Below are 25,947 nucleotides of genomic sequence, written 5' to 3' on the forward strand. Positions count from 1 at the left end.
CTCCTGGTTCGAGATCGCCTGTCGGCGAGTCTATTTCAGATTTTCGAAAGAATTGAGGTGAGGTTGTGGCGTCGAATGCCGCGATGATCACGGTGACCGGAGTCGACGGATCGGTATGGACGATCGCCGGCCAGGGCAGCGGCCGTGAGGGTGTGGATTTGGCTACGTCGCCGAGCGGGCTGTACGACGCTCCGGTGACGACGATCTGGAACCAGTCGGCCTTCCAGATCGGCTCGTCGTTCGGTGGATACCGGACCAACAAGCGCGATGTCGTATTCGCGGTCAACGTCTTCGAAGCCGCGGGGCGGTCGTGGGAGGGAGTGGACTCCGCATGGCGCAAAGCATGGGCGTACGACCGGGATTCGACGCTGACGATCACGACCGACTTCGGAACCCGGTCGCTGAAGCTCCGGATGTCCGAGCAGCCGGACTTCAAGCCGGACAAGGACCCGCATCTGCGGAGGCAGGGCAAGGTCGTGATGACCTGTGTCGCGGGCAATCCCTGGTGGGTGGAGTCGGATGTGACGAGCACGTGGACGTCGACCATCGACACCACGGGCGCGAACGTGAGCCAGCACGGCACCGTCAGCATCGCCAACCCGACCGATCAGCCGATGTGGCTGAAGTGGGTGTGCTCGGCGCCGGGCAAATGGACGCTGCCCGACTTCTCGTGGGGCGCGGTCGATCGTGACGAGGCGCGTGTCATCACGCTGCCTGCGACCGGTGCGGGGCAGGACTTGACGGTTGACACCGATCCGATGGAAGAGATGATCGTCGCGGCGGATCGCTCGCAGATCTGGGCGTTGATGAACGGCGTCAGCTTCCTCTACCCGATGCCCGCGTACACCCCTGCCACCGATATTCCTGTGAAGGTGGCCGGCGCGCCGACCGGCGCTTCGGTGATGGTGGTGCAGCCGCGGAACTGGTCGCGTCCGTGGGGGTTGCAGTGACCACCGCGCTCGATCTGCCCGCACTCTACGCGGAGGCGCAGCTGGCCAAATCGACTCGCAAGCAGCAGCGCTACGCGCGACCGCTGGTGCGGCTGTGGGACGGTGACTGGAATCTGCGCGGCGTCTGCGGCGCGGAGATCAGCGCCGACTTCCGATGGGTGCTCAACCAGTCCGGTACCGGCTTGCTGGTGCTGCCTTACGACTACTACCTGGCCAAGTGGGCCGTGGACATCAACGGCCGCACGAAGCAGAACGTGCACATCACCGTCGACAAGGACGGCGCGCGCTGGGACGGCCGGTTGGAGAAGGCGGTCATCAAGACCGACGACCACGGCGTCACGACGGTGGAGCTGCTGTTCATGCACTCCTATCAGGAACTCAAGCACATCTATTGCTGGTCGAATCCGTTTCTCCCTGCGGCGGTGCAGTTCCCGCGCGAGTTCCTGCTGGCCGGACCCGGTGTGTGGGTGCTCAAGACGGCACTGCACCTGAACCTGCTGCGATTGGAAACGGCGGGGTGGACACTGCCCGACGATCCCATGGACGTCAGCAGCTGGGGGAACCTCGACCAGTCGAACTGGGCAGTGGTCGTGAAGCCCGGCGACTTCGTCTCCGATACGTCGGTGTGGACGATCTTCGGCTCCCGGTTCCGGAACTTTCACGAGGCCGCGGCAGGCACCTTGGAGACTGCGCAGCTGGCCGTCGTGACCCGGCGTTGGCTCCGCGGCGACCCGGCGCCGTGGCCGGGCGCAAACCTGCGGCACGGCTGCCTGGTGGTCGACATCGTCGACAAGTCGGGCTTCTGGACCGGCACAAGCACCGGTGGAAACATGTGGGACGGCCTGCAGCACACCATGCAGGTGCTCGACAACACCCTGCTCGACTACAGCCCGGACGTGCTGCCCGACCTGAACGCACCTGAGCTGTACAAGAATCCGGGATGGATGGGGACGCTGCCGTCGAATCCCTGGGTGGTGTATCGGCAGAACGAGCACACCGGTATCCAGACTTCGCAGTTCGTGGTGAATCCGTCGTCGGCGGTGCAGATCCTCACCGGCGGTCACTCGATGCCCGGCGTGAACGAGGCGATCTCCTCGGCGATCCAGTTCGTCGGCATGGTCACCGCCGGTGCGCTCGGCGAGGTGCCGTTCGTCGGTCCCATCCTGGCGGGTGTCGCCAACGGTACGACCGCGGTGGTGGACACCATCGCGATGGCGCTGCTGTCCGACACGCTGTTGGCCTGGATGGAGTTCAAATCGCCGCAGCGGGAGAATAATTCGGGCTGGTCGCACTACTACGAGCATTTCGAGAACAGCGCCGATCGCGCGTACACGCTCGGCTCGCTGCTCACCCTCGGTGAGGGTCTGTGGAAGACACGACGCCACTTCACCCACAAGTTCACCGTCGCGAACGGCGAACCGTATCTGATCGGCGATCAGGGCCAGGGGCACTTCTTCCTCGGCGACCGCGTCGGTTCCACCGTCAAGGGCATGCCCGAGGGCTCGATTTATGTCGACCAGGTCACCGAGCTCGAGCTCGCATGGTCGCGCACGGCCAGTCCCGCCTGGCAGATCACCATCGGTTCGGACCGCGATCACGACATGCCGTTCGCGAAGTCCATGCGGGTGGTCGCCGACATCGTCGACGACATTCACGCTCTCGCCGTCCAGATGTGATCCCGGCCGAGCTCGCCGCACCGCGGGCTCGGGACGGTCGAACAGGGCGGTCTCGCCAAATCTCATTTCTATTGCCGGAGAGAACTATGCCTATTCCCTTGCACGAGGACTGCGATCCCAACGATCCGTACGACGCGTTCGTGTGGGCACTCGTCGGATTGCCCGGACCGCGGAACTCGCCATTGCTGGTGCATCCCGACGTACTTCGTCAGTGGTCGAAACACCTCTGGGATCTCGGTTTTCGGCACTACGCCGACGAGCAGACCAAGGAATACATCCCGCCGGCGCGTGGCGTCACCCATTGGCTCAACGGCGCGGGCCAGTGGGCCGAGAAGGGCGCCCCCCGGCCGCCGGAGACCTCGGCCCCCGACGTGGCCCAGCTGACCCCGGACGAGCGGGCGGCGCTGGTGGAGCAGTTGCGCGAGTCGGGTGAGCTCAAGCATCTGGTCGATCCGCGCGAGCTCGACCTCAACCACGCGCAGGTCGGCGATGCCGAGAGTGCCGCGTCCGGTGGTGACAGATGACGAGTCCCGACAAGAAGATTCCCGCGGGCGCCTATACCGGAGGCTCGATCCGCAACCTCCAGAAGGTCACTTGGGCGTCGGCGCAAGCATCGATCATGTCCAATGTCATGCAGTCCTTCGCCGGCGTGGACGCCATCGGCGCGAACCTGAACTCAGCGACCAGCCGTGCGCTCGACGCGGCGAATTCGGCGCAGACCGATGCCTCCGACGCGCAGTCGACCGCGAACGCGGCGCAGAACACGTCGGCATCGAACGCGGCGGCGATCGCCAATCTGCAAACCGACCGGACGCAGAGCGAAGTGGGCGGCGCGGCGGTTACCGACAGCTTCGAAACCTGGGACACCACGAAGTGGTCGGTCGCCAAGTGGGCCGACGGAAGTCACACCGTGCCCGACATGGTCATCGTCAGCAACCAGGCTGGGATCGCGAAGAGCGGAAATACTGGCACGGGCGGCAATTTCGCGCTGTACAAGACCCCGCTCATGACCGACTCGCAGTCGGTGTCATTGGTGTTGGGGCGTGCCAACCAGGCCGGCTATTTCACCGGCAGCGGTGTCATCATCCGTGCGGCTGTCGACCTGTCGACCTTCGTACTGGTACAGATCGGGACGAGCAAGATCTCCCTCCAACGCGCGACGATGGTCAATGGCGAGCTGACCGTCACGGTCTGGACCGAAAAGACGAATCTTGCGCTGAACACCGGCGATACGGTGACTGTCGCGGCGACGGGGTCGTCCTACGAGGTGCTCGTCAACGGTGTCAGCAGGCTTGGCTACCAGGACACGGCTGTCACGTCCCCGGTCGGCGCGAGCAACCGCTGGGTCGGGTTCTTCAGCGCCTGCCTTGTCAGCACGAGCTGGTCTAGCACCACCCTGTACTTCGGTTTCGACATCGAATCCTTCGCCGCGGCCGACACATCATCGCCGCCCGTCGTCGGCACAGGCTGGTCGCTGTATCGCCAGAGCACCACGGCGATCTCGCAAAGCGCGGGAAATGCGCGGTACGGCACCATCTTCGACACGGTTCGTCAGGCGAACAAGGTCAACGTCCTCAATCTGGCGTCGGGCCAGATCCAGATCACCAAACCCGGCTGGTATGTGATGAGCGTCGGCGCCCAATGGGCGCAGGCTTGCGGATCGGGCTACAACTACAACGTCTCGTTGTGGTCCGCGCCGAGTCCCGAAGGGCAATGGAAGGTCGTTCGCAACAGCGGTGAGACCGCAGGAGACGCGGTCTACCGCGTTTCGGGAACATTCGTTGTTTTCGCGGGCGCGGGAAGCGTCTGGGCGCCGGGCTATTACATCCCCGGCGCCAACCAGATGTACGGCGACGCATCCGGCACCCACACCTATTTCGACGGGACGCTCAGCTCCTTCTCCTGAGTCCGGTCCACCTGCCGAAGCGCTTACCCGTCTGCGGTGCGCCGCGAGTGCGCGATCCGCATCGAATCGGCCGCAGTTAGGCCGAATCCCTGGCCGAACCTGTCCAGCGAACCCATGGACGAGGTCGAACAAAACAGAGGAACCCTATGAGCACACCGAACGATCCCGGATACCTGGGCTATCAGCCCACCCTTCAACCGCTGAAGCTGACCACCGGCGCCAGCTTCGTGCAGACTATTCAGCCCTCCGACGGAGCCGTTTTTCCCGCGGGCACTCAAGTTTCCATCGTGCTGACCGCGCCGGGCGGCACGTCGATCGGCGCATGGTCGGCCAACGTCAGCTCGACCACCGCGACCTGGACCGTGCCCGCCGCGACCTGCGACGAGATCCCGACCAACTCGCGGTACACGATGCTGGTCACCTACCCCACCTCGCCGGCGACCACCTACGCCTGGTACGCGGGCACCGTCATCCGCACCTAGACCCGAATCCGAAGTCGTTCCCGGCCTGCGGGTTCGACGACTCGCTGTTTCCATCACCTCGACAAGGAGCTCGACAATGGCCATCGCCGTCACCTCGACCAAGAACGCGCTGTGCACCGCCTACGCCAACATCGCCACCACCGTCTACGTCTCGGTCCACACCGCCGACCCGGGCACCAACGGCGCCAACGAGGCGTCCGGCGGTTCGCCCGCCTACAAGCGGGTCGCCACCACCTGGTCCGCCCCCGCCAACGGCCAGATCACCGGCAGCCAGGTCACCATCGACCTGCCCGCGGGCACCTACACCCACGCGGGTCTGTGGAGCGCTCTCAACGGCGGCACCTTCATCGACAAGGTCGCCATCGCTTCCACCACCCTCGGCGCTCAGGGCACGCTGCTCATCACCCCGACCTTCACCATGAGCTGACCGGCGCGAATCGGAGAGTTCGATGACACCACCAGGTCAGGTGATCACGGCGGCTCTGCCTGCGCCGCCGACGGTGGCTCTTTCCGTTCCGGCGCCGTCAGCCCGCGCGGGGGCGCTACCGAGGACACCGGTCACCGTCATCGACGGGACGCGGGTCCCAGTCGTGCCCGCCTTCGTGTACGCGGCCTTCGCGGGCGTCGCCGGTCCGGCCGCGCCCTCCACTCCGTCCGCGAGAGCAGCGGCCGCCGTCGGTGAAGCCGGTCTGCTGACGGCCGTGACGCGATCGTCGCAATCGGTCGTCCCCGGTTTCGGCGACACCGCGTCACCTACGGCGCGTGTGGTCGTCGGTTCCGGTGGGGCTGTGGTGCTGAACGCGTCGTTCGACGCCGACAACCGTGGTGTGGCTGCCGATGCCACGTTCACCGGTACCGGCGAGCTTTCGGCGGAAAGCGCGATGTACTGCGATGCGTTGCCGTCGTTCTACGCGCTGGGTACCGCCACGGCGGCTGTCTCCAGCAATTCCGGGTAGTCAGGGCCTTCGACCCGCAGGCAGAACCCGGGCGGCGCTTGCCGCCCGACGTGGTGCCGCGCTCGGCCAATGGTCGGGCGCGGCATTTCGTTTCCCGGAGTCTTCGTTTCCCGCCTTGGGCTCCATGCTCGCGGTTGCTCGCACGGGAGACGTGAATCATTGGATACCAATCGTTTTGAAGGAAGTCGCTGTGGCAGACCCTGCATTCAAATCGGCGAGACTGCCTGTGTCGCCATCGGCTACTCCAGCAATCCCGGCGTCGCCCGCCAGCCGCTCGGCGTTGCCTTCGGCGCCGGTGGCTTTCGTTGCGGGCAAGTACATTCCCGTAGTCATCCCGTTCATCCGTGCTGACACGACGGGTGCCGGCGCGCTGCTCGCGTCGGCCGTCGCATCGACATCCGAACAGGGCATCAGCACTGCGTCAGGACAATTGGCGGCACAGCACACCCCGAGCCAGTCCGGTGTCGTTGGCTTCGAGAGCGGCGGTTCGGCGCGTGCCCAGGTCGCGGCGGGGCTTTCGGCGAAGGTGCTGGTTTCCGCCGGGTTCGGCAGCGATGGCCGCGCGGCGGCGATCAACGCGATCGCGCGCGGCGCGGGTGAGTTGTCAGCCACCGTCGTACCGCATTCCGGTGCGGTGTCGGCGTTCTACGGCACGGCCACCGCGACCGGTGCGCTCGTCCTTCCGCCTGTCGCGGCTTCCGCGCAATTGGCAGGTAGCGGCACTCTCACGGCGACCGCCGCGCCGGGCTTCCGGCCGTCGGGAATGAACAAGAGCGGGACCCAGCCCGGGCCAAACGCCCAGAACGCCTGGGTACAGGTGATCAACTGGACCGCGGACACCGCGAATTACCCGGGCTCGACCGTGGATACGAATGCCCTGGTGAGCCAAGGCGCGCACGCCTCGGCCACGATCGTCGGCAGCGCTGGCTGGACGAACGGAACGTATTCGAACGCGATTGCCGTGCGCCTCAAGAAGAACAACACGGTCATCGCCACCGGTACGTCGGCCAATCCGGCGACCGCGAGCGCAACCGTCGCGGTAGCGCAGGGTGACCGAATCACGCTCGAGGTCACCGATACCAGTCAGTGGCCCGCCTTCTCGACGGCCACGATCAACGCGGCCAATACTTACCTGCGGATCACCTGACCGGCCGGCCCGCTACCCACTCGCTGTTCTACTTCCGCGTGCCGTCGACTGCGGCACTCCTGCCCGATGACGCACCTGTGCCGCTACTCGATCGCTTCGGCCGCCGGGCGTCTGATCGGCGGGGGGACCTCTGGATTAGAGGGGATGAGCCGTGTCTAACAACCGCATCCAGATACTGCCGATCTGTCGGTAACGGTCGGACTCGACCGTATCCCCGCCGACGTTCCTGCGGGGTATCGCCAGCGGCGCCTAACGGCTGGGTACGCCCCCTGAATCGGCGAACGGCCCATCGACATGCCGCTTTTCGGCCCCTCGTCGGGCCGGTCAATCGTTCCTTACCGCGTGATTGTCAGGCCGAATTGTGCACTGCGGCAGCCCCTCTGAGACCGGCTGGCTCTTGCGGCATTTCGAGCCGGATTCTGCGCGCCTGAAACCTTCGAGGAGGCGATGAGCCGTGGCAGATATCTACGGCCTGCCCGACACCACTGGCCGCAAGGAGGGCGATACGTGGACCACCACACTGCCCGACGGGCGAACCGTAGTGAACACGATCCCGCAGGGAAACGGTAATCAGACCGTCGACCAGGTCATTACCAATCCTGATGGCAGCAAGACGAACTCGCGTGTCGCGGGCAACGGACTGGGAGGTTGGCAACGGTGGAATGACGACTCCACTGGGACCTCTTCATATGCCGGCAAAGACACCCAGGACAGCGACGTCTACGGCCAGCACTTCAATCCAGGAGAATCGACCTCGGGTCGGCCGAGTCACGAATTCGGAATGTCGTCCGACTACAAGACTACGGCCACCGCCTCCTACGACCAGCAAGGCAACAGAGTCGGCACCGACGTAGGTCACGCCAACACGAACGGCCTCTACGACAACGTCCACGTCGACAACTACGGCAACAAGACGTTCTCCGCCACCACCCGAGACGGAAATGGCGGGCTGGTCAGCACATTCACCGGTCAGGTCGACAGTGACGGGTACGGCTGGAAGATCCTCGGCGACAAGCGATGGGATGTGTCCCCGGACAGTCAGGGCAAGCCGGTCCTGACCCGTACGGAAACGACCGACAAAGGTGTGCATCTATACCGTATCGACGAGAGCGGCAAGACCACTCATGAATTCCGCGGTAACAAGCCCGGTCAGTGGTACCGCGACACCATCGGCACCGATGCCGAAGGCAAGACGACGATCACCCGCCTGGATGTGCACCTCGGTGTCACCGTTTACGACACCGAAGGCAACATCCTCGAGGGAGGCCCCAAAGTCGCTCCGGGCACCATCGACACCCTGGGTATCGCCGATAAAGTCATCGACACAGTCTTCTTCTGGAACCCCATCGCCAAAGGCGGAAACAAAGCGGGCGTCCATGCCCTTGTCGGTCTCGGCGCCATGGCCGGGTTGTGGGACGACGTATCGGTGCCGCTGAATCTGCCGACGCAGGAGCAAGCCTTCGACGGTCTCGTCGACACCGGGAAGAACTTGGCGAAGGAATACCTCTACCTCGGGGGAACCTTCAAGGACACCAACGGGAATCCGATCTACAGCCCCGACGGCAAGCTCGACCAGCAGCACGCAACACTGAACTTCTACAACGACCTGTCGAAGGCCGTCATCGGCACCGACTGGAGCCAGTTTCCAGACAAACCCCTCGAAACACTCGGCACCGCAGGCTTCGGCATCGCAACCTTCTTCATTCCCGGGCCGAAGGGCTTGACCGGCCTCGCGAACGGTGAACGTCTCGCAGCAGGCCTCGGTGAGGCAGGTGCCCGTGCCGCCATACCCGACCAGCCTTGGCCGAGCCTGCCGGAACGAATCGGCGGTGCCACCGACGAAGGTGGTGTCGCGGCCGGAGGAGGCACCCGCAGTCCGGGAGCGGTCGATCGGGCTATGGCTGCGGCTCGTGAAGCTATGGAAGCGTTGCGGCGGCCGTGGGAGTCGCCCAAAGAGGCTTGGGAGGGAACGGGATTCGGACCAGGAACACCGCGCCGTAACCAACCGATGGACAGCGAGGGCGTGCTCGGCCCTGGCGGCGGACATCCCTCGGCCGGACACGGCGGAAACGCGCCCGAGGGCGGGACCGCGCCGCGCGGGCCGCGGCCACCGCTGCTGCCCGAGGGTGCGCTGGACCCACACCCGGCTCCGGATGCAGTGTCGCCCAGCGATCTACCGCGTTTGCCGGACGGCACGATGTTCGACGAGAACGGAAAGATCGTCTGGGACGGAAGTCTTCCCGATACGGAGACAGGCGTTCCGCTGGGCATGAAGCTCAGAGACGACGGCAAGCTGGTTTGGGATGGTTCCATCCCCGGCACCAGGAACGGAGCCATGCCTCCACGGGAAAAGTTGCCTGGTGGAAAGCAGCCGACCACGACCGGGGATCCAAAGCAAACAAAGCCGAACCCTCCACTACCTGAGCAGCGTGCACTCGAGCGTGTTACGCCGCCGGACCGCGACGGCATGGTCCAGAACCACCCTGACTGGAACGTCGAGAACATTGAGAAGGATTCCAATGTTCGAGGCTTCGTCGGTGACGCGCTCACACGGGCAAAACTCTTGCTGCAGGGCTATAGGATCATCGCGGCCGGAGAAAAGGCGAAGATTCCCGTTCCTGGGAAGCCTGGAGAGTTCTTCAAGCCGGATTTCATTGCGGTGGACAAGAATGGCAATCTTGTCTTGGTCGAATCGAAGTTCAATAAGTCACAGTATCAGCCAGACCAGTTCGACGGCTACCGATATTATGCGGGTAACGGCAAACAACTGGAGATAGACCTCGCTGAGAATCCGGATTTGCTCGCCCGCCTTCGGCGCAATCGGGTCGACCCGAGCGATATGGTTGTCGACCGTGTCGAGACAGTGCGCTGGGACGACCAATGGGCGCCGACGGACGAGGTACTCAGGCGAGCGGCCGACGATCCGACGATTCTCGGGGACCTGGTCGACGGTACGGTCAAGAACCCGGAGTGGCGAGATTCGGCGCTGAGCGCTTTTTCGGAACTGAATGCGGAGGCTGCTCGGCGCTCTTTCAATCTCGGAGACTATCCAGCTGCGGTCCATTATCAGGCTCGATATCAGGCGCTGGAATTGATTCGAAATCTCAGGCCAAGCCTGCAGGCGCTGGAAGAAAGCCTTTTGGGTGCGGGTGCTCCCCCTGGCCGTTCGATCGGAAGTCCGCAGGGAGGCAATATCAGTGCGTCCCTCGATTTGCGCGACGCGGTAACCGAGGGCGCTAATGGGCTTTCATTTTTGACGAACTCGCTGTCTGCGCCGAGTGGAGTGCTGCGGTCGATTGCGCGTGGGGTCGAGCGGCCGGTGGATCAATCGATGATCGTGAACATCCGAACTCCGCCTGCCGCTCCCGATCAGATCACCCGAGCCGAGGAACTGCGAGCGATGACTCATGCCGCGCATCTCTAGGGTTTGAACTGCCTGGTCAGGAACCTGGTCAGGGGTTGGTCTAAGGTGGTGGCGGCCTACTTCGAGAGGGGACAGTGATGGCCGTTGGTGAAGCACGGTTGACGACGATTGTGGTCCAGAGACTGACCGAGGCTTTGGCAGCGGAGGGCTTCGCTCCCTCGGGGCCTATGGACAGTTTGGGCACTGCTGGACCCACGGCCGAGAACCCGTCGTGGGTCAGGATCTGGTTTGTCGGGCCCGACAGCGGGGTGTCCAATATGACGTCCGCAGTGATGGCCACCATCCAGCGAAACGGTCACGGTGGCGTGGGGATCGCCGCAACCGCTTGGATCGTGTCCTCGGCCGTCGAGGAGGTTGTGCGCGATTGGCCAGCGGAAGCGTTGGCCAAGGGCGGCTGGGATCGAAACTATATGGAGTCGGTGGAGTTCGGGTACTTCGAGCGGCCTCTCGACCCCGGGGAAATTTCGGTGGGGGGTGAACCCGGCGTTGATCACGCCGTCCGGGAATTCATGCGTCTTCTCAAAGGGCCTGTCGCTGACTGGTTCTCTCAATTCGACAGTCCAGACAAGCTGCTCACGGCCGCGCGAACGTCAGCCACTCAAGACGACTGGGATCGGGAGAATCCAGATCCTGTTCTCCTCCGTGCGGCAGTTGTCCTGTCCGTTTTGAACGGCCAGGTAGAGGACGCGGCGACTCTGATGGAGTGGTACTTGAGTCGAGACAGGTTCCACCAGTGGGATTCTCTTGATCGCGCGCTGTCCTTCGACGCGGCGATGATCGAGCGCTTCCCAGTCTATGCCGACGCACGGGGACGCTGACGGGCGGGACCATCGCACCGGAGCGCACAGGCGAGTTGCGGGCGAGGAGATGTCACCCGCGCGATGCGGGCGGCTGCGAGAAGAGGTCGGCCACTGACAGGCCGCAGCCGGGCGGTAACACCCAGACCAACTGGAAAAGCTTAGTTTTCGCTTGCGCGACCATGGGCGGTGCAAGCGGCTGCAGACCAGCGCGTGGCCAGGCGGCTGGGCGATCTCGGTCGGCGCCGGATGATGACTACCGACAAGAATGCGGAGGTGACCGATGACGGTCGGGGAGCACGATCGTATCGACCAGGTCGCTGTGGGGCCGGACGGCCGTCTGGTATTGGTGATGGTCGAGGAGCGGTCGTATCGAGAGGGCGATCTCGCGGTGTTGAGCGAGGACTTTCGTCAGAAGTTGAACAGCTATGTTCATGCGGTTCGGTCGGGCTATGCGGAAGAGCTGGCGCGGGAGCGTGGGCTGATAGAGATCGCCGGGGTGGATATCGTCCTGTTCTGTGACACGCACCCACCCGGGATCGTGGAGCAGATGATCGGTTGGGTGAATCGCGAGCTGTCCAACGAAGGTATCGCCGCACGGTGGGAGTCCTGGTCGCCCGGGGCGGTCGGTATCGATGTCATCGAGCGTGCCCTCGTGACCGAGGCTGTCGAGATAATCGGCAGCGGTTGGGATTTCGCCCTCTTGTGGGTGACGCTGGTGGGCTCGTCTGGTGCAGCGGGCGTGCAGGTGCGGCGGGTCGACGGGACGGTGGTCAACGTGCGCCCGTCCGAGGGCCTGCTTCAGTTGCTGACCGAGCACAAGCGTGCTTCGTACGACGCGGAGACCGGAACTTGGTTGAGCGGCCAGATTTCGATCGCTGATCCGGACCGCTATCGGGCGGCGTTTTCGAACTCGGAGATTTCCGAGTGGATGCCCTCGCCATCCGTCGATGAGTTGCGTGCGGAGTTCACAGCCTTCAGCCGTCCGGACAGTGCGATCCCGGACTGGGTTCGACGACAGTTGTCGTAACCCGGCTCGCGGCGCGACGGGAAGGGGCGGCGGTAGCGTCGTGCCCGTCTCCTGCACGCCCGAATCCATCTGTTTCGGAATGGGTTGTCGCCTCGGCCCTGCCGCTCGAAAGCGGTTGTACTACAGACATCTTGGCACGATAGCCCGGCGGTTCGATTTGCGTAGCCGACCGCGCATACCGCCCGTTGTGCAGGTCGCCCCGCGATCTGCGAGACCCGAGGACGCGGCGTTGATCGAATCGCTTCGTCCGCTGTTCCGGCGGCGTCTCGGCATCGGAACCTGGTTTGGTGAGTCCGCCGAATGGGCCTGACCGCCGCACTGCGGATGAATTGACTGCGCCGCCGCATATTCCTTAGCTCGGCTGCTCGACGGTTGCCGACGTATCAAGGAATCATTCCGCGGCGAACACCGCGTAAAGAGGTCAGCGGCATCGAGCCGTCCGCCCGCGCGAAGAACATTCCGCGCGGCCATCGCCCAGGACCAACTATACGACTTCAACGGCACGGCCTTGAAGCACCTCCATTTGCGGTGGAACGGGTGCGCCGACGAAGCACCACGCGCGACCGCGCGGCGGTGGGTTCGGCAGGGAGCGTTTCGCACCTGCCCTGATCATGGGAGTTGTTCCATGACGAGAATTGTTCGCATCTCTATCGTCCCGAATACCGAGTGGTCCAGCATCGAGGTGCCTGCGGGCGGCGAGCTCGTGTGGGCCGAGCCGGGCGGTGGCGTCGTCGTCGGGGGCGGCGGTGGTGGTGTCCCGAGCGGCATCGCCACTTACTGGCGTACCGAGGACTTCACGTTCGGCGTCGAGCGGTGTCTGATTCGCCAGGGTTCGCGGACTAATCCAACGTCGCCGGGAGAGGAACCCAGCGAGTTCGAATACGTGGAGTCCGGCCTTCAGGGCGCGATCCCGTTCATGAACACCGACTATCTCCTGTGGTGGAAGAAGAGCATGTACGACGCCTTCCCGCCGAACTCAGGCGCGTAGCGAGCACGCCGCGAAGGCGTCGGCGTGCTGAATCGCCGGTGCCTTCGCGGGCGCGAATATCGCGCTCGCACAGCAAATTCGATTGGAAAGGCAGGGCAACCATGTCATGGACCGGCGATCCCGTCTGGTTGGCGGACGTCCTCCGTGAGGAGGGTTTGCGAGTCGTCGAATTCCCCGGCTGGCGCGAGCGCGGGCATGGAGATTTCGGCGAGATCTGGGGCGTCATCGCCCATCACACCGGCGGCTCCCACACGCCGTGCACCGAAATCGCTTACGGGTTACCGGATTTGGAAGGTCCGCTATCGCAATTGCACCTCGACAGGGACGGCACTGTCACGGTCGTCGCCGCGGGTGTTGCCTGGCACGCCGGGGTCGGGCGCTGGCCGGGGCTGCCCGAGGACGACGCGAACTTCCACACCATCGGCATCGAAGCCGTGAACAACGGCACCGAGGGCTGGTCGCCCGAGCAATACGACGCGTATGTGGGCTGCTGCGCGGCGATTCTGCGCAGGCTCGGCCACGGGGCCGATCGGGTGATCGGCCACAAGGAATGGGCCGGATCCAAGCAAGGCAAATGGGATCCCGGCGGCATGGATATGGACCAATTCCGCGCCGATGTCGCGGAACGATTGAAAGGTGGTGTGCTGGTGGCACTTTCCGACTTGGAGCAACGAGAACTGCTGGACAAGCTGCGCCGGGTGCACTTCGAGCTCACGTACGGATTCCAGTCTCGGGTGGCCGATTCGGAGTACCGGGACACGGTGGCCGGCTATGTGCTCAATTCCGACGCCGCCGATTACCGCAACGAGCAGCGTCTGAAGGCGCTCGAACTCAAGATCGATCGCCTGCTCGACGCCATGGAAGGAAAGAACTGATGGCCGTCACCAAACTTCCCGAGCCCGCGCTGATCCGCTCGGTGCTCGTCGCGATCACCGGGGTGATCGCCTTCGTCGTCGGCCATCGGATCGATGTCTCGTGGATCGAGTCGGTGCTGACGCTCTACGGCCTGCTCACCCCGGTGATCGCGGGTGTGGTCATCCGGCCGGCGGTCACGCCGGTCGCTCGGCCGGACGGCGGACGATGAATGGCGCAGAGTTGGTTGAGTCCGGAATTCGTGCAGGCCTTCGGCGCCGCTGCGGCCACGGTCATCGGCGCCGTCACCGCCTGGCAGGCGCGTGAAGTCGCGAAACTGCGCGCGCGGATCGAAACTCTGGAGAGCCAGGCGGTCGACGACAAGAAGCGCTTCCGCGACGCCATCCGCCTGATCCGCGCCCTCCAGCAGCACATCGACGAACTGCGCGGCTTCCTGCGCCTGCACGTTCCCGGCCAGGAACCCCCGGCGGCCCGCTACGAGATCCCGCCTTTGTTGCAAGAGGAACTCTGAGCGGTTATCGGGCCGCTGGGACAGCCCCGTCTCCCGGGTGGGAGGCGGGGCGTTTTGTCGTTCCAGGCGGGAAATCTGAGGTCGAACCGCGCAGCGACTACTTTCGAGTGCAAGGTTCGAACAGAAGCTTTCGTGGCGAAGCTTTCGAGGCGAAGCTTTCGAGGCGAAGCTTTCGAATTGTCGGAGTATTGCCGACGGCTTGCTTTCAAACTTCCCGTCATTTGGCCAGGTGAAACGTTACATATTGGTTTTGTGAAATAGATCTCACCGGTCGATCCGGTCTCCGACCCGTTAGTAACATTGCGCGCTTGTGGTCGAGTGAAGGTCTGGCATCGATGGTCGGCGACGGTGCGGTCCGGTCCGGAAACTGGCGGACTATAGACCGTATTGGGAGGTATCCGTCCTGGTAGGGAGGGCATTTGGGGTGATGTGCTGGCACTGGGGATCAGCTGTTCGAAGGCTCGGATCGACCGTTGAAAACCGTGAGCCGACCATTTGTGAACCTTTCATCCCGAGTTGCTCGCAGATTCCGGACTGCGCGCAACCGTTCGAATTGCTACCGGTTCATCGTTAACGCTTGGACCCCTGTGATAGAACAATCCGGTCGGCCGCCAGCCGGTTGCCGACGGAGGAAAAACTTCCAAGGGGATATCTCGAAGATGAAGATGATTCGTTCGTTCGGTTTCGCTTTCGCCGCCGCTGGAATCGTGCTGGCCGGACCCGGCCTCGCCAGTGCCGCCGATACCGGTTCGGCCGCCGAGCCCAACGGCGTCATCGCCAACGAAACCACGACGGGTTCGGCGGAGTTGCTGTCGACTCTGGTCGAGGCATTGGCGTCCGGTTCGGCCGCCAAGCCCACCGCGAACGCCGCCATCGCGAACGAAACCACAACCGGTTCGTCCGAGGTGCTGACCGCGCTGGCCGAGAACCTGGCGTCCGGCTCCGCCACGAAGCCCACCGCCTCGGACGCCGGTTCCTCGGAGTCGACGACCAAGCTGCTGGAGACGCTCATCACCGGTTCGGCGAACCTCGACCTCACCAAGTGAGCGCGTAGCTCGAATACGCCCCGCCTCATCGAGGCGGGGCATTTTTTCGTTTCGGGGGAGTCCGCGAGTTTGCTGAAACACTACTCGCTATACCGCGCCGAACAACCCATCCAATCAGCGCGATCGGATATCCGCAGCTTCGAAATCCCTTCTGCGCGGAAGTATTTGCCGACCGGCTGGCAATCGGCGTGAACCCGATGTCGCATAAGGTCCGCTATCGCCGCACGTCATCGCAGAGATCCAGGCACGGGCGTCAGGGGGCGAGTTCACGCGTCGGAACGCGTGAAGGTGAACTACCCGTAACTGAGCATTTGCGATGCGTTCATCATCACGTCGTGGCCCGCAAATCTTGCGTGATAGACATAGGCGCGTCGGCCGCAGGGTGTAGTCGACGAGAACTTTCCAGGAAGAAGAATTCCATGAGCAAGATTCGCGTGCTCGGCATCGCTGTGGTCGCCGCCGGTATCGTCCTCGGTGGTTCCGGTGTGGCCTCGGCGGAGACCGGTTCGGCCGCCGGTTCGTCCAACTTCGCCACCGGTCTGTCCAACCTGCTGGCGACCGGTTCGGGCGGTGTGAAGCCGCTGCCGACCGCGGGTGAGGCCACCGGTTCGGCCACCGGTTCCTCGAACTTCGCCACCGGCCTTTCCAACCTGCTTGCCACCGGCTCCGGCGGCGTGAAGCCGCTTCCGGTCGCGGACGGTTATGTCAACCCCTGGCTGGACGGCTGGGGCGCCGGCTCCTCCAACCTGCTCGTCGGCCTCGGCAACCTGATCGGCACCGGCTCGGCGAAGTGACGCCGCTGAACTGACCGCGGTGAGCGCGGCGTCGACCGCGTCGCGCACTACTGCTCGCGTCGGGCAACGGCCTCCGGGTGACGATCGTCGACATCGCCCCACGCACGCCTCACTGCTCCGCGAGCGCATTGCTACAGACGAGAACGGCCCGGGGACGCCTGGGCCGCTTTCGTTTTCACGCACCTACAGCGGCGTCTTCATGAGCACCACGTTGTACTGCGTGTGCACCGTCAGCAGAAAGTACAGATCCGACCCGGTCTGATACGGGAAGATCATCGGCGCGTACGCGGTCGGCAGCGACGCGGCCTCGATCAGCACCCGCGGCGCGCCCCACGGCCCCTGCGGCGACGAAGCCGTCCGCATGACAATGGAGTTCGCCGGATCCGTGGTGAGCATGACGAATTGCCCGAGATGGTCGTTCCACATCACCGACAGTTCGGCCACGCCGTCCACGATGGGCGCCGAGGCAATGGGGTCGTTCGGCTTCCACGCGCCGCCGTCCCAGTACTCGTAGGAGTCGATATTCGCGATGTCGGCTTCCCTTGTCCGCGAGACGAACCCGGGGTTGTTACGGCCTGCGGCGGTGCCGTAGCGGTAGACGTAGCCGTCGTGCTTCAGGAAGGCGTTCTGCTGGAAGCGCTCGTGCCCGTCGACGTTCGCGCGGCGGGTGGTGGTGAGCGGCACCCAGGTCTGGCCGCCGTCACCGGAGGCGGCGAGGGTGGAGAAGTTGGTGTTCCACTTGCCGTGATCACCCCACTCCCGCACCGACATCAGGCTCATGTACTGCACGCCGCCCACCGAAATGCCCGCGGTGGGGATGAGACTGATCTCGATGCCGGGAATCTTGGGGCTCGGCAGCGGATTGGGGACGATGCTGTCGAAGAAGATCCCGCCGGACGGATCCTTGGTGGTGCTGCGGAACAGCACGTTCGATGTCCAGGCCCACATGCTGCCCGCGAAGAGGTTCGGGATGCCGAGACCGGCGCTGTCGCCGAAGGCGGTGATCATCCGGCCGCTGCCGTCGTCCCACATGATCCCGAGGTCGGTGCCGAGCACGTTGACGTTCTGCGTGCGGTTCGGACTGTCCATACCGGTCATCTGGAAGACCGCCTTGGTCGGGCCTGGCAGCTGCGGTAGTCCGCGCCAACCGTTCAGCACCGGAATGGGATTCACGTTGTTCGGGTCGGCGGCGGCGGGGCCTGCCAACGCGACCGTGCAGGCCGCGGCGAGGGCCCCGGCTCTGGCGAGTGCGGACAGCGATCGGTTCATCCGGATGGATCCCTTCTGTGGCGCGCGCGGTCTGCCTCGAACATTGTGCCTGTCCGTTGCGATTTCGGTCGAGGATGGCGTTGTGTGACCCGACACGTCGCGAACGCGAAAGAGCGGCCCGGACGAATCCGGGCCGCTCTCGCGGTGTTTCGACGGTGTCGGCGAGACCTTAGAAGGCGGCCTCGTCCAGCTCCATGATGTCGTTGTCCAGGTTGGCCAGGACGGCGCGGGTGGCGGTCAGCTCGGGCAGGACGTTGCGCGCGAAGAACTGCGCGACACCGACCTTGCCGTTGTAGAAGGCCACATCCGAGCCGGACGCGCCCGCGTCGAGCGCCGCGATGGCGACCTCGGCCTGGCGCAGCAGCTGCCAGCCGATGAGCAGGTCACCGACGGCGAGCAGGAAGCGCACCGAACCCAGGCCGACCTTGTACAGCTCGGTCGGCTGCTCCTGAGCGCCCATCAGGTGGCCGGTCAGGGTGGCCGCCATGGCCTGGACGTCCTCGAGCGCGGTGGCCAGCAGCTTGCGCTCGCCCTTCAGGCGGCCGTTGCCCGCCTCCGAGTCGATGAACTTCTGCACCTGGCCCGCCACGTGAGCCAGCGCGACGCCGCGGTCACGAGCGATCTTGCGGAAGAAGAAGTCCTGCGCCTGGATGGCGGTGGTGCCCTCGTAGAGCGAGTCGATCTTCGCGTCGCGGATGTACTGCTCGACCGGGTAGTCCTGCAGGAAGCCGGAGCCACCGAAGGTCTGCAGCGATTCGGTCAGGTACTGGTAGGCCCGCTCGGAACCGACACCCTTGACGATCGGCAGCAGCAGGTCGTTGACCCGGAAGGCCACGTCCTCGTCGGCGCCGGAGACCAGGTTCGCCACGTCGGCGTTCTGGTGCGCGGCGGTGTAGAGGTAGATGGCGCGCAGGCCCTCGGCGTACGCCTTCTGCAGGGCCAGCGAACGACGCACGTCCGGGTGGTGGGTGATGGTGACGCGCGGCGCGGCCTTGTCGGTCATCTGGGTCAGATCCGCACCCTGCACGCGCTGCTTGGCGTAGTCGAGGGCGTTCAGGTAACCGGTCGACAGGGTCGCGATGGCCTTGGTGCCGACCATCATGCGGGCGTTCTCGATGACGTCGAACATCTGCGCGATGCCGTTGTGCACCTCGCCGACCAGCCATCCCTTGGCGGGGATGCCGTGGCCGCCGAAGGTGACCTCACAGGTGGCCGAGACCTTGATGCCCATCTTGTGCTCGACGTTGGTGACGAACACGCCGTTGCGGTCGCCGAGGGTCTGGGTCTCGAAGTCGAAGTGGTACTTCGGCACGAAGAACAGCGACAGACCCTTGGTGCCGGGGCCGGCGCCCTCGGGGCGAGCCAGCACCAGGTGCATGATGTTCTCGAACAGGTCGTCGGAGTCACCCGAGGTGATGAAGCGCTTGACGCCCTCGATGTGCCAGGTGCCGTCTTCCTGCTTGATCGCCTTGGTGCGGCCGGCGCCGACGTCGGAGCCCGCGTCCGGCTCCGTCAGCACCATGGTGGCGCCCCAGTTGCGATCGGCGATGATCTGGGCCCACTTCTTCTGCTCGTCGGTGCCGTTGTTGTAGAACACCTGCGCGAAGCCCGGGCCCGCGCCGTACATCTGAGCGGGCGGGTTGGCGCCGAGGATCATTTCGCTCAGTGCCCAGACGACGCTGGCGGGAGCGCCGAGGCCGCCCAGCTCCTCGCGGACGCCGACCTTCATCCACTCACCCTCTTCGAGGGCGCGGTAGGACTTCTTGAAAGCTTCCGGCAGGGTGACGACGTGAGTCTCGGGGTCGAAGGTCGGCGGGTTGCGGTCGCCCTCGACGAACGACTCGGCCAGCGGGCCCTCGGCCAGGCGACGCACCTCGTTGAGCATCTCCTTGACGGTGTCGCTGTCCAGGTCGCCGTAGGCGCCCGCGTCGAGCAGGCTGCCGAGTCCGAGGACCTCGAAGAGGTTGAACTCAAGGTCGCGGACGTTGCTCTTGTAGTGACCCATTGTCTGTACTCACTCTCCGTTGAGTTGGTGCGGTCGGTTTGGTTGCCGTTCCCGCCCGTTGTCGCCACCGGGGATGTCTTCCGGTTTTCCGCATGCTACTCGCGGGTAACTTATGCGCCATATTACCGGTCGGTAAGGGGCAGGCAAAGACGGCGACGGCCAATGTGACGCGATAAACAGCCCCTGAGCGTTGCGTCTGCGCTCTCCGCTCGACGGCGGCTACGGTGAGGTGTGCAGATCGAGACGAGCGCGGGGCCCGCCGAGATCGAGTTCGACCGGCCGCGCAAGCCGTCGTTCCTGCTGTTGCTCACGCACGGCGCCGGCGGCGGCGTCGAGGCGAAAGATCTTTTGGTCGTTCGCGATTCGGCCCTCGAGCTGGGCGGAGCGGTGGCCAGGGTGGTGCAGCCCTATCGCGTCGCCGGGCGGCGGGCGCCCGGCTCGGCGGACAAGCAGGATCAGGCCTGGCTGGAGATCGTGGCGGCCCTGCGGAAGAAAGTCCGCGGCGTCCCCGTCGTCCTGGGCGGGCGCAGCAATGGGGCTCGGGTCGCGTGCCGCACCGCGGTCGCCGCGCGTGCTCGGGGCGTGCTCGCGCTCTCGTTTCCGCTGCATCCGCCGGGTAAGCCGGAGAGATCGCGGCGCGAGGAGTTGCTCGCGCCGGGTGACATCGAGGTCGTGGTGATCAATGGGGCGAACGATCCGTTCGGCGTCCCTGATGCGGCCGACGCCGCCGAGGTGCGCGTGATCCCCGGCCAGCCGCATGCGTTCCGCGCCGGATTCGACACCATCGCGGCGACCGTGCAGCCGTGGTTGCGGCGCTGGTCGGAATAGAACGCCGGTCGGCCTGAGAAATCGCGGCCGACGTGAAGCCGTCCCGGATCAGGAGGTCGACGCGTCGGCTTCCACGGGCTCCGGCGCGGGCTTGATCGCGATGACCAGCGCGTCGATCGCGTCGCGGCCCTCCGTGGGGCGCAGCACTCGGTCCGCGATGTGGATCTCGAGGCCGGACTCCGAACCCAGGTCGGCGACGACCTCGTCAGGGGTGAAGAGAATCGATGGGTCTTGCGGGCCACCGAAGCCCTCCGTCAGGTTCAGCGTGTCGTGTCCGAGGACGAGCAGCGTGCCCGCAGGCGCGAGCATTTCCGCGGCGCGACGCAGTACGGTGCGGCGCTGCTCGGCGGGCAGATGCAGGAAAACCATCAGCACCAGCTCGTAGGGGCCGGTGATCCCCGCGGCGTCGAGATCGGTGACATCGGCGCATTGCCAGGTGATTCGTCCCCGCACTGATCGGGACAGCCGGGTGGCCACCGTCCGCCCCTTGTCGATGCCGACCTGCGAGTAGTCGACCGCGTGCACCTGCCAGCCGTGCGTGGCCAACCAGACGGCGTTGCGTCCCTCGCCGCAGGCCAGGTCGAGCGCACGTGGCAGGCCGAGCTCCTCGCCGTCGGCGGTGTCGGGTCGCAGCGGCGCGCGCCGGTCCAACCCGTAGACGTGCTCCACCACCGTGCTGTTCGGCGGTGCGCCCCAGACCAATTCACTCTGCGCGTAACGCGCGTCCCAATCGGCCGCATCCATACCGGCGAGTCTAGGAACCGCTGTATCCGGCCAACCAGTCGGCACCGCGCCCGTATCCACTCGCGCGGCACGATGATCAGAGGGTGGTGCGCATCAGGACGACGTTGTACTGGCTGTGCACGGTGGTCAGGAAGTACAGGTCGCGCCCGGTCTGGTACGGGAAGATCGAGGGGGCGTAGGCCGACGGCAGCTCCCTGGTGTCGATCAGGACCTCGGGATCGCTCCACGGCCCCGCGGGCGAGGAAGAACGCCGCATCACGACCGAGTTGAACGCGTCCGTCGTCAGCGTGACGAACTGTCCGAGATAGTCGTTCCACATGACCGACAGCTCGCCGACGCCCCACATGATCGGGGCCGCGGCGTTGACGTCGTTCTTGCGCCAGCCCTCGCCGTCCCAGTACTCGTACTCGCCCAAGTTCTGGATGTCGTGCTCGCGCACCCGCGCGACGTACGCGGTGTTGTTGCGTCCGGAGGGGGTGCCGTACTCGTAGACGTAGCCGCCGTTCTTCAGGAAGGCGTTCATCTGGAAGTTGGCGTTGCCGCCCTCGTTCGGGCGCCGGGTGTGCCCGAGATCCGCCCAGGTCTCCCCGTTGTCGGCGGACGCGGCCAGGCCCGAGTAGTTGGTGGTCCACTCGCCGACGTTGTCCCAGGTCTTCACCGACATCAGGCTCATGTACTGCACGCCGTCGACCGCGATGCCCGCGGTGGGGATGCGGCTGATCTCCAGGAACGGAATCTTCGGGCTCGGAATGAGATCGCGCGCCTGCCCGAAGATGTCGCGCACCGCGCTGTCGAAGTAGATGCCGTTGGCCGGGTCCTTGGTGTTGCTGCGCACCAGGATGTTGCTGCGCCAGGCCCACATGCTGCCCGCGAGCAGGTTGGGGAAGCCGAGACCCGCGGTGTCGCCGAACGCGGTCAGCATCTCGCCCTGGCCGTTGTCCCACATGATGCCCAGGTCGGTGCCGAGCACGTTGTAGGTCTGGGTGTTGTTGGGGCTCGCCATGCCGGTCACCTGGAACACCGCTCGGCTACGACCCGCCAGATTCGGCAGACCGGTGGTGCCGTTGAGCACCGGAATCGGATTGATCGCGTTTGGGTTCGCCGTGGCGGGGGTAGTTGCCGTGAGAAGCAAGGCCGTGCCACCCGCCAGAGTCGAAAGCAGGATTCTTGCGGTCTTGTTCAAGGTCGTGGGCCCTCCGGGTCTCACCGAAACGGGCCTCGATACACCACCCCCCGATGTGTTCCGAAGCACATTTCGAATGGCTGGCAAATCGACGGAAATGCTAGCAGTCGAACCGGGAAAATTGGTGGCTTGCGATCTTGTCCCTACGAAATGAAGTCCTCCTTGTGTGATCTTCCATCTCGCTTCGTGACCAAGCGCAGGATCAGCGGCAGCTGTGTGGCGCGCTCGATTCCGAAGGTGCGCCGGGCTGATGCGTGCCAAGACCGCTCGAACAGCCGCTTGGCGCCCGCCACCGCGTGCGGGGAGCGGGACGCGATGCGATCGGCGAGTTTCTCGGCGGCCGCGATCGGGTCGTCGGTCACTTCGGTGACGAGGCCGATGCGTTCGGCGTAGGCGGCGTCGACCACGTCGGCAGTCATTGTCAATAGCAAAGCCTTATCAATGCCGATCAATCGCGACAGTGTGGCGGCGCCGGTCATATCGGGGACCAAGCCGTGCTTGGCTTCCATGACCGAGAACTCCGCGTCGGGTGTCGCGAAGCGAACATCGGCGGCCAGCGCGATCTGGAGGCCGCCGCCGAAACAACGGCCGTGCACCGCGGCGATCACCGGGACCTTCAAGCGCCGCCAGGCCCAGCAGGCCTCCTGAAAGGTATTGGTACCGCGCCACGGCAGCGGCACGAAGTTGAGCGCACCGGCGAGCGGATCGCGGGTCGCTTTGGCGACATCGAGGCCGCTGCTGAAACTCGGACCGTTGCCGGACAGGATCACCGCCCGCACGTCCTCGCGCTTCGCGACGGTGTGCGCGGCGTCGACCAGGTCGCCGAGCATCTCGATGGTCAGTCCGTTGTGCTTGTCCGGGCGGTTCAGGGCGACGTGTGCGCGGTCGCCGTCGAACCGTAGTGCGATATCGGATCCCATGCCCGGATCTTACTCTCGAGTCAGTTCTTGTTCATGTGCTATTGCCCTGGTCGGAGCGGTCTGCTTCAATCGAACCAAATTACCGTCAATGTTGACGGTAATTTGTCGGAGCGGAGGGAAGAATGCTGCCAGCCGGAATGGATCCGCGGACGCCGGTGCTCGTCGGCGTCGGGCAGGTCGTGCACAGAACCGGGGAGCCCGGGCTGCCCGGCCCCGTCGAACTCGCCACCGAATCGCTGCGCCGCGCGGGGGCGGACAGCGGCACAGGGGACCGGCTGCTGCGGGGGGCCGATCTGGTGGCCGCGGTCGCCCCGGTCAGCAAGCCTTATCCGGATCTCGGCGCGCTGGTGGCAGCCGAGCTGGGGGCCGCGCCGAAGCGCACGATGCAATCCGTGCGGTTCGGCGGCGACGCGCCGCAGCGGTTGCTCAACGTGGTCGCGCAGGCCATCGCCGACGGAAAGTCCGAGATCGCACTCATCACCGGCGCCGAGTCCGTGGCTTCCTGGAACGCGGCGACTCGCGCGGGCGCGAGCCCGGAATGGCCCGAACAGCCGGAGGATGTCGTGCCCACCGAGCTGATCGGTTCGGACAAGGCGCCCAACTCCGAGATGGAGACCGCGGCCGGACTATGGGGCCCTGTCTACTTCTACGCGCTGATGGAGACCGCGCTGCGCGGCAGGCTCGGCCTGAGCGAGGCCGAGCATCGCGAGCGCATCGGCGGGCTGTGGTCGCGGCTGTCGTCGGTCGCCGCGGACAACCCGTACGCGTGGCTGCCCAAGTCTCAGTCGGCTCTGGATCTGGCGACGCCCTCCGCGAACAACCGGCTGGTGTCGACGCCGTATCCAAAGCTGCTCGTCGCGAACCTCTCGGTGGATCTCGGCGCGGGCCTGATCGTGTGCAGCGCGGCAGCGGCCGATGCTGCGGGAGTGCCGCGCGATCGGTGGGTCTTCCCGCACGGCGGCGCGACCGCCACGGACGTCTGGTTCGTGTCCGAGCGCGCCGACATGAGCGCCTCGCCCGCGATCGCGGCGGCGGGCGAGTCCGCGCTCGGCGCGGCGGGTATCGGCATCGACGAGGTCGCCCACATCGACCTGTACTCCTGCTTCCCGGTCGCGGTGCAGGTCGCGGCGGAGGCGCTTGGCCTGCCGATCGACGATCCCGCGCGGCCGCTCTCGGTCACCGGCGGTCTGACCTTCGCGGGCGGACCGGGCAACAACTACGCCACGCACTCGATCGCCGCCCTCGCCGAGCGGCTTCGCGAGGACCCCGAGTCTTACGGTCTGGCAACCGCGCTCGGCTGGTACATCACCAAACACGGCGTCGGCGTCTACTCGGCGCGCCCGCCCGCCACGCTCTTTCGCGCGGCCGAGGTCGTGGCGCCCGTCGCGCGTCGCGACACCGAGCCCGGCTACACCGGTCCGGCGACCGTCGAGGCCTACACCGTCGCCTACCGCAAGGGTCCAGCGCCGGAGCGCGCCGACGAGCCAGAGGCGGTGGTGATCAGCGCGCTGAACCCGGCGGGTGCCCGCATACTGATTCGGGTTTCCGACGCCGAGACCATGGCGGCGTTCACCGACGGCGACCCGATCGGCGCGACCGCCGAAATCACCGCCGCGGACCAGCTCATCCTGCGCAACGAGAGGACCCCCCGATGACCGATCAGGTACTCGTCGAACGCCGCGACGCGATCACGCTGCTGACCGTCAACCGCCCGGAGGCACGCAACGCCATCGATCTCGCCACGGCGCAGGCGATCGAGGCGGCCGTCGACGCCTTCGAGGACGACGCAGACGCGCGTGTGCTCGTGCTCACCGGCGCGGGCGGAACCTTCAGCGCGGGAATGGATCTCGTCGCTGCCTCCAAGGGTGAGATGCCGATGACGCAGCGGCGGGGTCCGCTCGGCATCACCGCGAAACCGCCCGCCAAGCCGATGATCTCGGCCGTCGAGGGTTTCGCGCTCGCGGGTGGTTTCGAGCTGGCGCTCTCCGGTGACCTGATCGTCGCGGCGCGCGACGCCCAATTCGGAATCCCCGAGGTGAAGCGCGGTTTGGTGGCCGCGGGCGGCGGCGTGCTGCGGCTGACCCAGCGCCTGCCGCGGCCCATCGCGGCCGAGCTCGCGTTGACCGGCGGACGCGTCGGCGCCGAGCGGCTCTACCAGCTCGGCCTGGTCAATCGGGTCACCGAGCCCGGCGCCGCGCTGGCGGGCGCGTTGCAGCTGGCCGCCGAAATCGTCGCGGCCGCACCGCTTTCGGTCGCGGCGAGCAAGCGCATCATCGACGAGTCGCCGGACTGGTCGGTGGCCGAGTCCTTCGCCAAGCAGGGCGAGATCGCGCTGCCCGCGCTGTTCTCCAAGGACGCCGCGGAGGGTGCGCTGGCGTTCGCGCAGAAGCGCGAACCGCAGTGGCAGGGGCGCTGACC

The 25,947-nt window shown here is 65.5% G+C and carries 25 protein-coding genes; 20 read left to right on the top strand and 5 right to left on the bottom strand.

Annotation, left to right across the window (positions count from 1 at the left end; translation table 11 throughout):
- The first annotated feature begins 83 nt into the window (after positions 1 to 83).
- From NX1_RS15385 to NX1_RS15465, 17 genes are all read left to right on the top strand, one after another.
- Positions 84 to 950, top strand: coding sequence for a hypothetical protein (locus NX1_RS15385; RefSeq protein WP_068059090.1), 867 nt, complete (start codon positions 84 to 86; stop codon positions 948 to 950).
- A complete protein-coding gene (locus NX1_RS15390; RefSeq protein WP_068058960.1) occupies positions 947 to 2,626 on the top strand; it encodes a Gp37-like protein in 1,680 nt (559 codons plus the stop codon). Before NX1_RS15385 ends, NX1_RS15390 begins: the two co-directional genes overlap by 4 nt.
- 86 nt (positions 2,627 to 2,712) lie before the next feature.
- Positions 2,713 to 3,150 (top strand): phage gene 29 protein family protein, encoded by a 438-nt coding sequence (locus NX1_RS15395; RefSeq protein WP_084501453.1) that lies wholly within the window; start codon positions 2,713 to 2,715, stop codon positions 3,148 to 3,150.
- Complete coding sequence (locus NX1_RS15400) at positions 3,147 to 4,532, top strand: hypothetical protein (RefSeq protein ID WP_068058964.1); 1,386 nt, start codon at positions 3,147 to 3,149, stop codon at positions 4,530 to 4,532. The genes NX1_RS15395 and NX1_RS15400 overlap by 4 nt, the downstream gene beginning before the upstream one ends.
- A gap of 146 nt (positions 4,533 to 4,678) precedes the next feature.
- The gene (locus tag NX1_RS15405) at positions 4,679 to 5,014 is read left to right on the top strand and encodes an LtfC-like domain-containing protein (RefSeq protein ID WP_068058966.1); all 336 of its coding nucleotides are present in this window, start codon (positions 4,679 to 4,681) and stop codon (positions 5,012 to 5,014) included.
- Between the two features lie 76 nt (positions 5,015 to 5,090).
- Positions 5,091 to 5,441 (top strand): phage tail fiber protein, encoded by a 351-nt coding sequence (locus NX1_RS15410; RefSeq protein ID WP_068058968.1) that lies wholly within the window; start codon positions 5,091 to 5,093, stop codon positions 5,439 to 5,441.
- Between the two features lie 22 nt (positions 5,442 to 5,463).
- Positions 5,464 to 5,970, top strand: coding sequence for a hypothetical protein (locus NX1_RS15415; protein WP_157119762.1), 507 nt, complete (start codon positions 5,464 to 5,466; stop codon positions 5,968 to 5,970).
- A gap of 115 nt (positions 5,971 to 6,085) precedes the next feature.
- Positions 6,086 to 7,117: a hypothetical protein gene (locus NX1_RS15420; RefSeq protein WP_157119763.1), complete on the top strand. Its 1,032-nt coding sequence runs from the start codon at positions 6,086 to 6,088 to the stop codon at positions 7,115 to 7,117.
- Between the two features lie 454 nt (positions 7,118 to 7,571).
- Entirely contained in the window at positions 7,572 to 10,541 is a 2,970-nt protein-coding gene (locus tag NX1_RS15425; protein ID WP_068058974.1) for a hypothetical protein, read from the top strand.
- 257 nt (positions 10,542 to 10,798) lie between these two features.
- Positions 10,799 to 11,359 (top strand): hypothetical protein, encoded by a 561-nt coding sequence (locus NX1_RS15430; protein WP_157119764.1) that lies wholly within the window; start codon positions 10,799 to 10,801, stop codon positions 11,357 to 11,359.
- A gap of 262 nt (positions 11,360 to 11,621) precedes the next feature.
- A complete protein-coding gene (locus tag NX1_RS15435; protein WP_068058978.1) occupies positions 11,622 to 12,368 on the top strand; it encodes a hypothetical protein in 747 nt (248 codons plus the stop codon).
- Between the two features lie 625 nt (positions 12,369 to 12,993).
- On the top strand, positions 12,994 to 13,356 hold the full coding sequence (locus NX1_RS15440; protein ID WP_068058980.1) for a hypothetical protein: 363 nt from the start codon (positions 12,994 to 12,996) through the stop codon (positions 13,354 to 13,356).
- Between the two features lie 101 nt (positions 13,357 to 13,457).
- Positions 13,458 to 14,231: an N-acetylmuramoyl-L-alanine amidase gene (locus NX1_RS15445; RefSeq protein ID WP_068058982.1), complete on the top strand. Its 774-nt coding sequence runs from the start codon at positions 13,458 to 13,460 to the stop codon at positions 14,229 to 14,231.
- Positions 14,231 to 14,440, top strand: a complete 210-nt coding sequence (locus NX1_RS36280; protein ID WP_068058984.1) for a hypothetical protein — start codon at positions 14,231 to 14,233, stop codon at positions 14,438 to 14,440. The genes NX1_RS15445 and NX1_RS36280 overlap by 1 nt, the downstream gene beginning before the upstream one ends.
- Entirely contained in the window at positions 14,441 to 14,740 is a 300-nt protein-coding gene (locus NX1_RS15455) for a hypothetical protein (RefSeq protein ID WP_068058986.1), read from the top strand. It abuts the gene before it with no gap.
- A 659-nt stretch (positions 14,741 to 15,399) separates the two neighbouring features.
- On the top strand, positions 15,400 to 15,786 hold the full coding sequence (locus tag NX1_RS15460) for a hypothetical protein (protein WP_068058988.1): 387 nt from the start codon (positions 15,400 to 15,402) through the stop codon (positions 15,784 to 15,786).
- A 419-nt stretch (positions 15,787 to 16,205) separates the two neighbouring features.
- Positions 16,206 to 16,580, top strand: coding sequence for a hypothetical protein (locus NX1_RS15465; protein WP_068058990.1), 375 nt, complete (start codon positions 16,206 to 16,208; stop codon positions 16,578 to 16,580).
- Positions 16,581 to 16,763: 183 nt separating this feature from the next.
- Here the strand turns inward: NX1_RS15465 and NX1_RS15470 are convergent, their stop codons facing one another.
- Together NX1_RS15470 and NX1_RS15475 are read right to left on the bottom strand one after the other, a co-directional pair.
- Entirely contained in the window at positions 16,764 to 17,849 is a 1,086-nt protein-coding gene (locus tag NX1_RS15470) for a glycoside hydrolase family 183 protein (RefSeq protein WP_068058992.1), read from the bottom strand.
- 169 nt (positions 17,850 to 18,018) lie between these two features.
- Positions 18,019 to 19,854 (bottom strand): acyl-CoA dehydrogenase, encoded by a 1,836-nt coding sequence (locus NX1_RS15475; protein WP_068058994.1) that lies wholly within the window; start codon positions 19,852 to 19,854, stop codon positions 18,019 to 18,021.
- A 231-nt stretch (positions 19,855 to 20,085) separates the two neighbouring features.
- Between NX1_RS15475 and NX1_RS15480 the strand changes: the two genes are divergently transcribed.
- Positions 20,086 to 20,682, top strand: coding sequence for an alpha/beta hydrolase family protein (locus NX1_RS15480; protein ID WP_068058996.1), 597 nt, complete (start codon positions 20,086 to 20,088; stop codon positions 20,680 to 20,682).
- A gap of 48 nt (positions 20,683 to 20,730) precedes the next feature.
- Here the strand turns inward: NX1_RS15480 and NX1_RS15485 are convergent, their stop codons facing one another.
- The 3 genes from NX1_RS15485 to NX1_RS15495 form a co-directional block, all read right to left on the bottom strand.
- The gene (locus NX1_RS15485) at positions 20,731 to 21,426 is read right to left on the bottom strand and encodes a class I SAM-dependent methyltransferase (protein ID WP_068058997.1); all 696 of its coding nucleotides are present in this window, start codon (positions 21,424 to 21,426) and stop codon (positions 20,731 to 20,733) included.
- A 76-nt stretch (positions 21,427 to 21,502) separates the two neighbouring features.
- On the bottom strand, positions 21,503 to 22,609 hold the full coding sequence (locus NX1_RS15490) for a glycoside hydrolase family 183 protein (protein WP_068058999.1): 1,107 nt from the start codon (positions 22,607 to 22,609) through the stop codon (positions 21,503 to 21,505).
- A 143-nt stretch (positions 22,610 to 22,752) separates the two neighbouring features.
- Positions 22,753 to 23,517, bottom strand: a complete 765-nt coding sequence (locus tag NX1_RS15495; RefSeq protein WP_084501463.1) for a crotonase/enoyl-CoA hydratase family protein — start codon at positions 23,515 to 23,517, stop codon at positions 22,753 to 22,755.
- Positions 23,518 to 23,651: 134 nt separating this feature from the next.
- Here NX1_RS15495 and NX1_RS15500 point away from each other — a divergent pair, with 134 nt between their 5' ends.
- The gene (locus tag NX1_RS15500; RefSeq protein ID WP_068059004.1) at positions 23,652 to 25,184 is read left to right on the top strand and encodes an acetyl-CoA acetyltransferase; all 1,533 of its coding nucleotides are present in this window, start codon (positions 23,652 to 23,654) and stop codon (positions 25,182 to 25,184) included.
- Positions 25,181 to 25,945, top strand: a complete 765-nt coding sequence (locus NX1_RS15505; protein WP_068059005.1) for a crotonase/enoyl-CoA hydratase family protein — start codon at positions 25,181 to 25,183, stop codon at positions 25,943 to 25,945. Before NX1_RS15500 ends, NX1_RS15505 begins: the two co-directional genes overlap by 4 nt.
- Positions 25,946 to 25,947: the final 2 nt, after the last annotated feature.

The organism is Nocardia xishanensis NBRC 101358 (genome assembly GCF_001613365.1).
GTDB classification, from domain to species: domain Bacteria; phylum Actinomycetota; class Actinomycetes; order Mycobacteriales; family Mycobacteriaceae; genus Nocardia; species Nocardia xishanensis.

Excerpts from the sequence above, each read along its gene's own strand:
- NX1_RS15395 (WP_084501453.1), top strand. The coding sequence starts at position 2,713 with ATGCCTATTCCCTTGCACGAGGACTGCGATCCCAACGATCCGTACGAC.
- NX1_RS15440 (WP_068058980.1), top strand. The coding sequence starts at position 12,994 with ATGACGAGAATTGTTCGCATCTCTATCGTCCCGAATACCGAGTGGTCC.
- NX1_RS15435 (WP_068058978.1), top strand. The coding sequence starts at position 11,622 with ATGACGGTCGGGGAGCACGATCGTATCGACCAGGTCGCTGTGGGGCCG.
- NX1_RS15465 (WP_068058990.1), top strand. The coding sequence starts at position 16,206 with ATGAGCAAGATTCGCGTGCTCGGCATCGCTGTGGTCGCCGCCGGTATC.
- NX1_RS15505 (WP_068059005.1), top strand. The coding sequence starts at position 25,181 with ATGACCGATCAGGTACTCGTCGAACGCCGCGACGCGATCACGCTGCTG.
- NX1_RS15470 (WP_068058992.1), bottom strand. The coding sequence starts at position 17,849 with ATGAACCGATCGCTGTCCGCACTCGCCAGAGCCGGGGCCCTCGCCGCG.
- NX1_RS15415 (WP_157119762.1), top strand. The coding sequence starts at position 5,464 with ATGACACCACCAGGTCAGGTGATCACGGCGGCTCTGCCTGCGCCGCCG.
- NX1_RS15455 (WP_068058986.1), top strand. The coding sequence starts at position 14,441 with ATGGCGCAGAGTTGGTTGAGTCCGGAATTCGTGCAGGCCTTCGGCGCC.
- NX1_RS15400 (WP_068058964.1), top strand. The coding sequence starts at position 3,147 with ATGACGAGTCCCGACAAGAAGATTCCCGCGGGCGCCTATACCGGAGGC.
- NX1_RS15445 (WP_068058982.1), top strand. The coding sequence starts at position 13,458 with ATGTCATGGACCGGCGATCCCGTCTGGTTGGCGGACGTCCTCCGTGAG.
- NX1_RS15460 (WP_068058988.1), top strand. The coding sequence starts at position 15,400 with ATGAAGATGATTCGTTCGTTCGGTTTCGCTTTCGCCGCCGCTGGAATC.
- NX1_RS15385 (WP_068059090.1), top strand. The coding sequence starts at position 84 with ATGATCACGGTGACCGGAGTCGACGGATCGGTATGGACGATCGCCGGC.
- NX1_RS15475 (WP_068058994.1), bottom strand. The coding sequence starts at position 19,854 with ATGGGTCACTACAAGAGCAACGTCCGCGACCTTGAGTTCAACCTCTTC.
- NX1_RS36280 (WP_068058984.1), top strand. The coding sequence starts at position 14,231 with ATGGCCGTCACCAAACTTCCCGAGCCCGCGCTGATCCGCTCGGTGCTC.
- NX1_RS15430 (WP_157119764.1), top strand. The coding sequence starts at position 10,799 with ATGACGTCCGCAGTGATGGCCACCATCCAGCGAAACGGTCACGGTGGC.
- NX1_RS15500 (WP_068059004.1), top strand. The coding sequence starts at position 23,652 with ATGCTGCCAGCCGGAATGGATCCGCGGACGCCGGTGCTCGTCGGCGTC.
- NX1_RS15485 (WP_068058997.1), bottom strand. The coding sequence starts at position 21,426 with ATGGATGCGGCCGATTGGGACGCGCGTTACGCGCAGAGTGAATTGGTC.
- NX1_RS15405 (WP_068058966.1), top strand. The coding sequence starts at position 4,679 with ATGAGCACACCGAACGATCCCGGATACCTGGGCTATCAGCCCACCCTT.
- NX1_RS15410 (WP_068058968.1), top strand. The coding sequence starts at position 5,091 with ATGGCCATCGCCGTCACCTCGACCAAGAACGCGCTGTGCACCGCCTAC.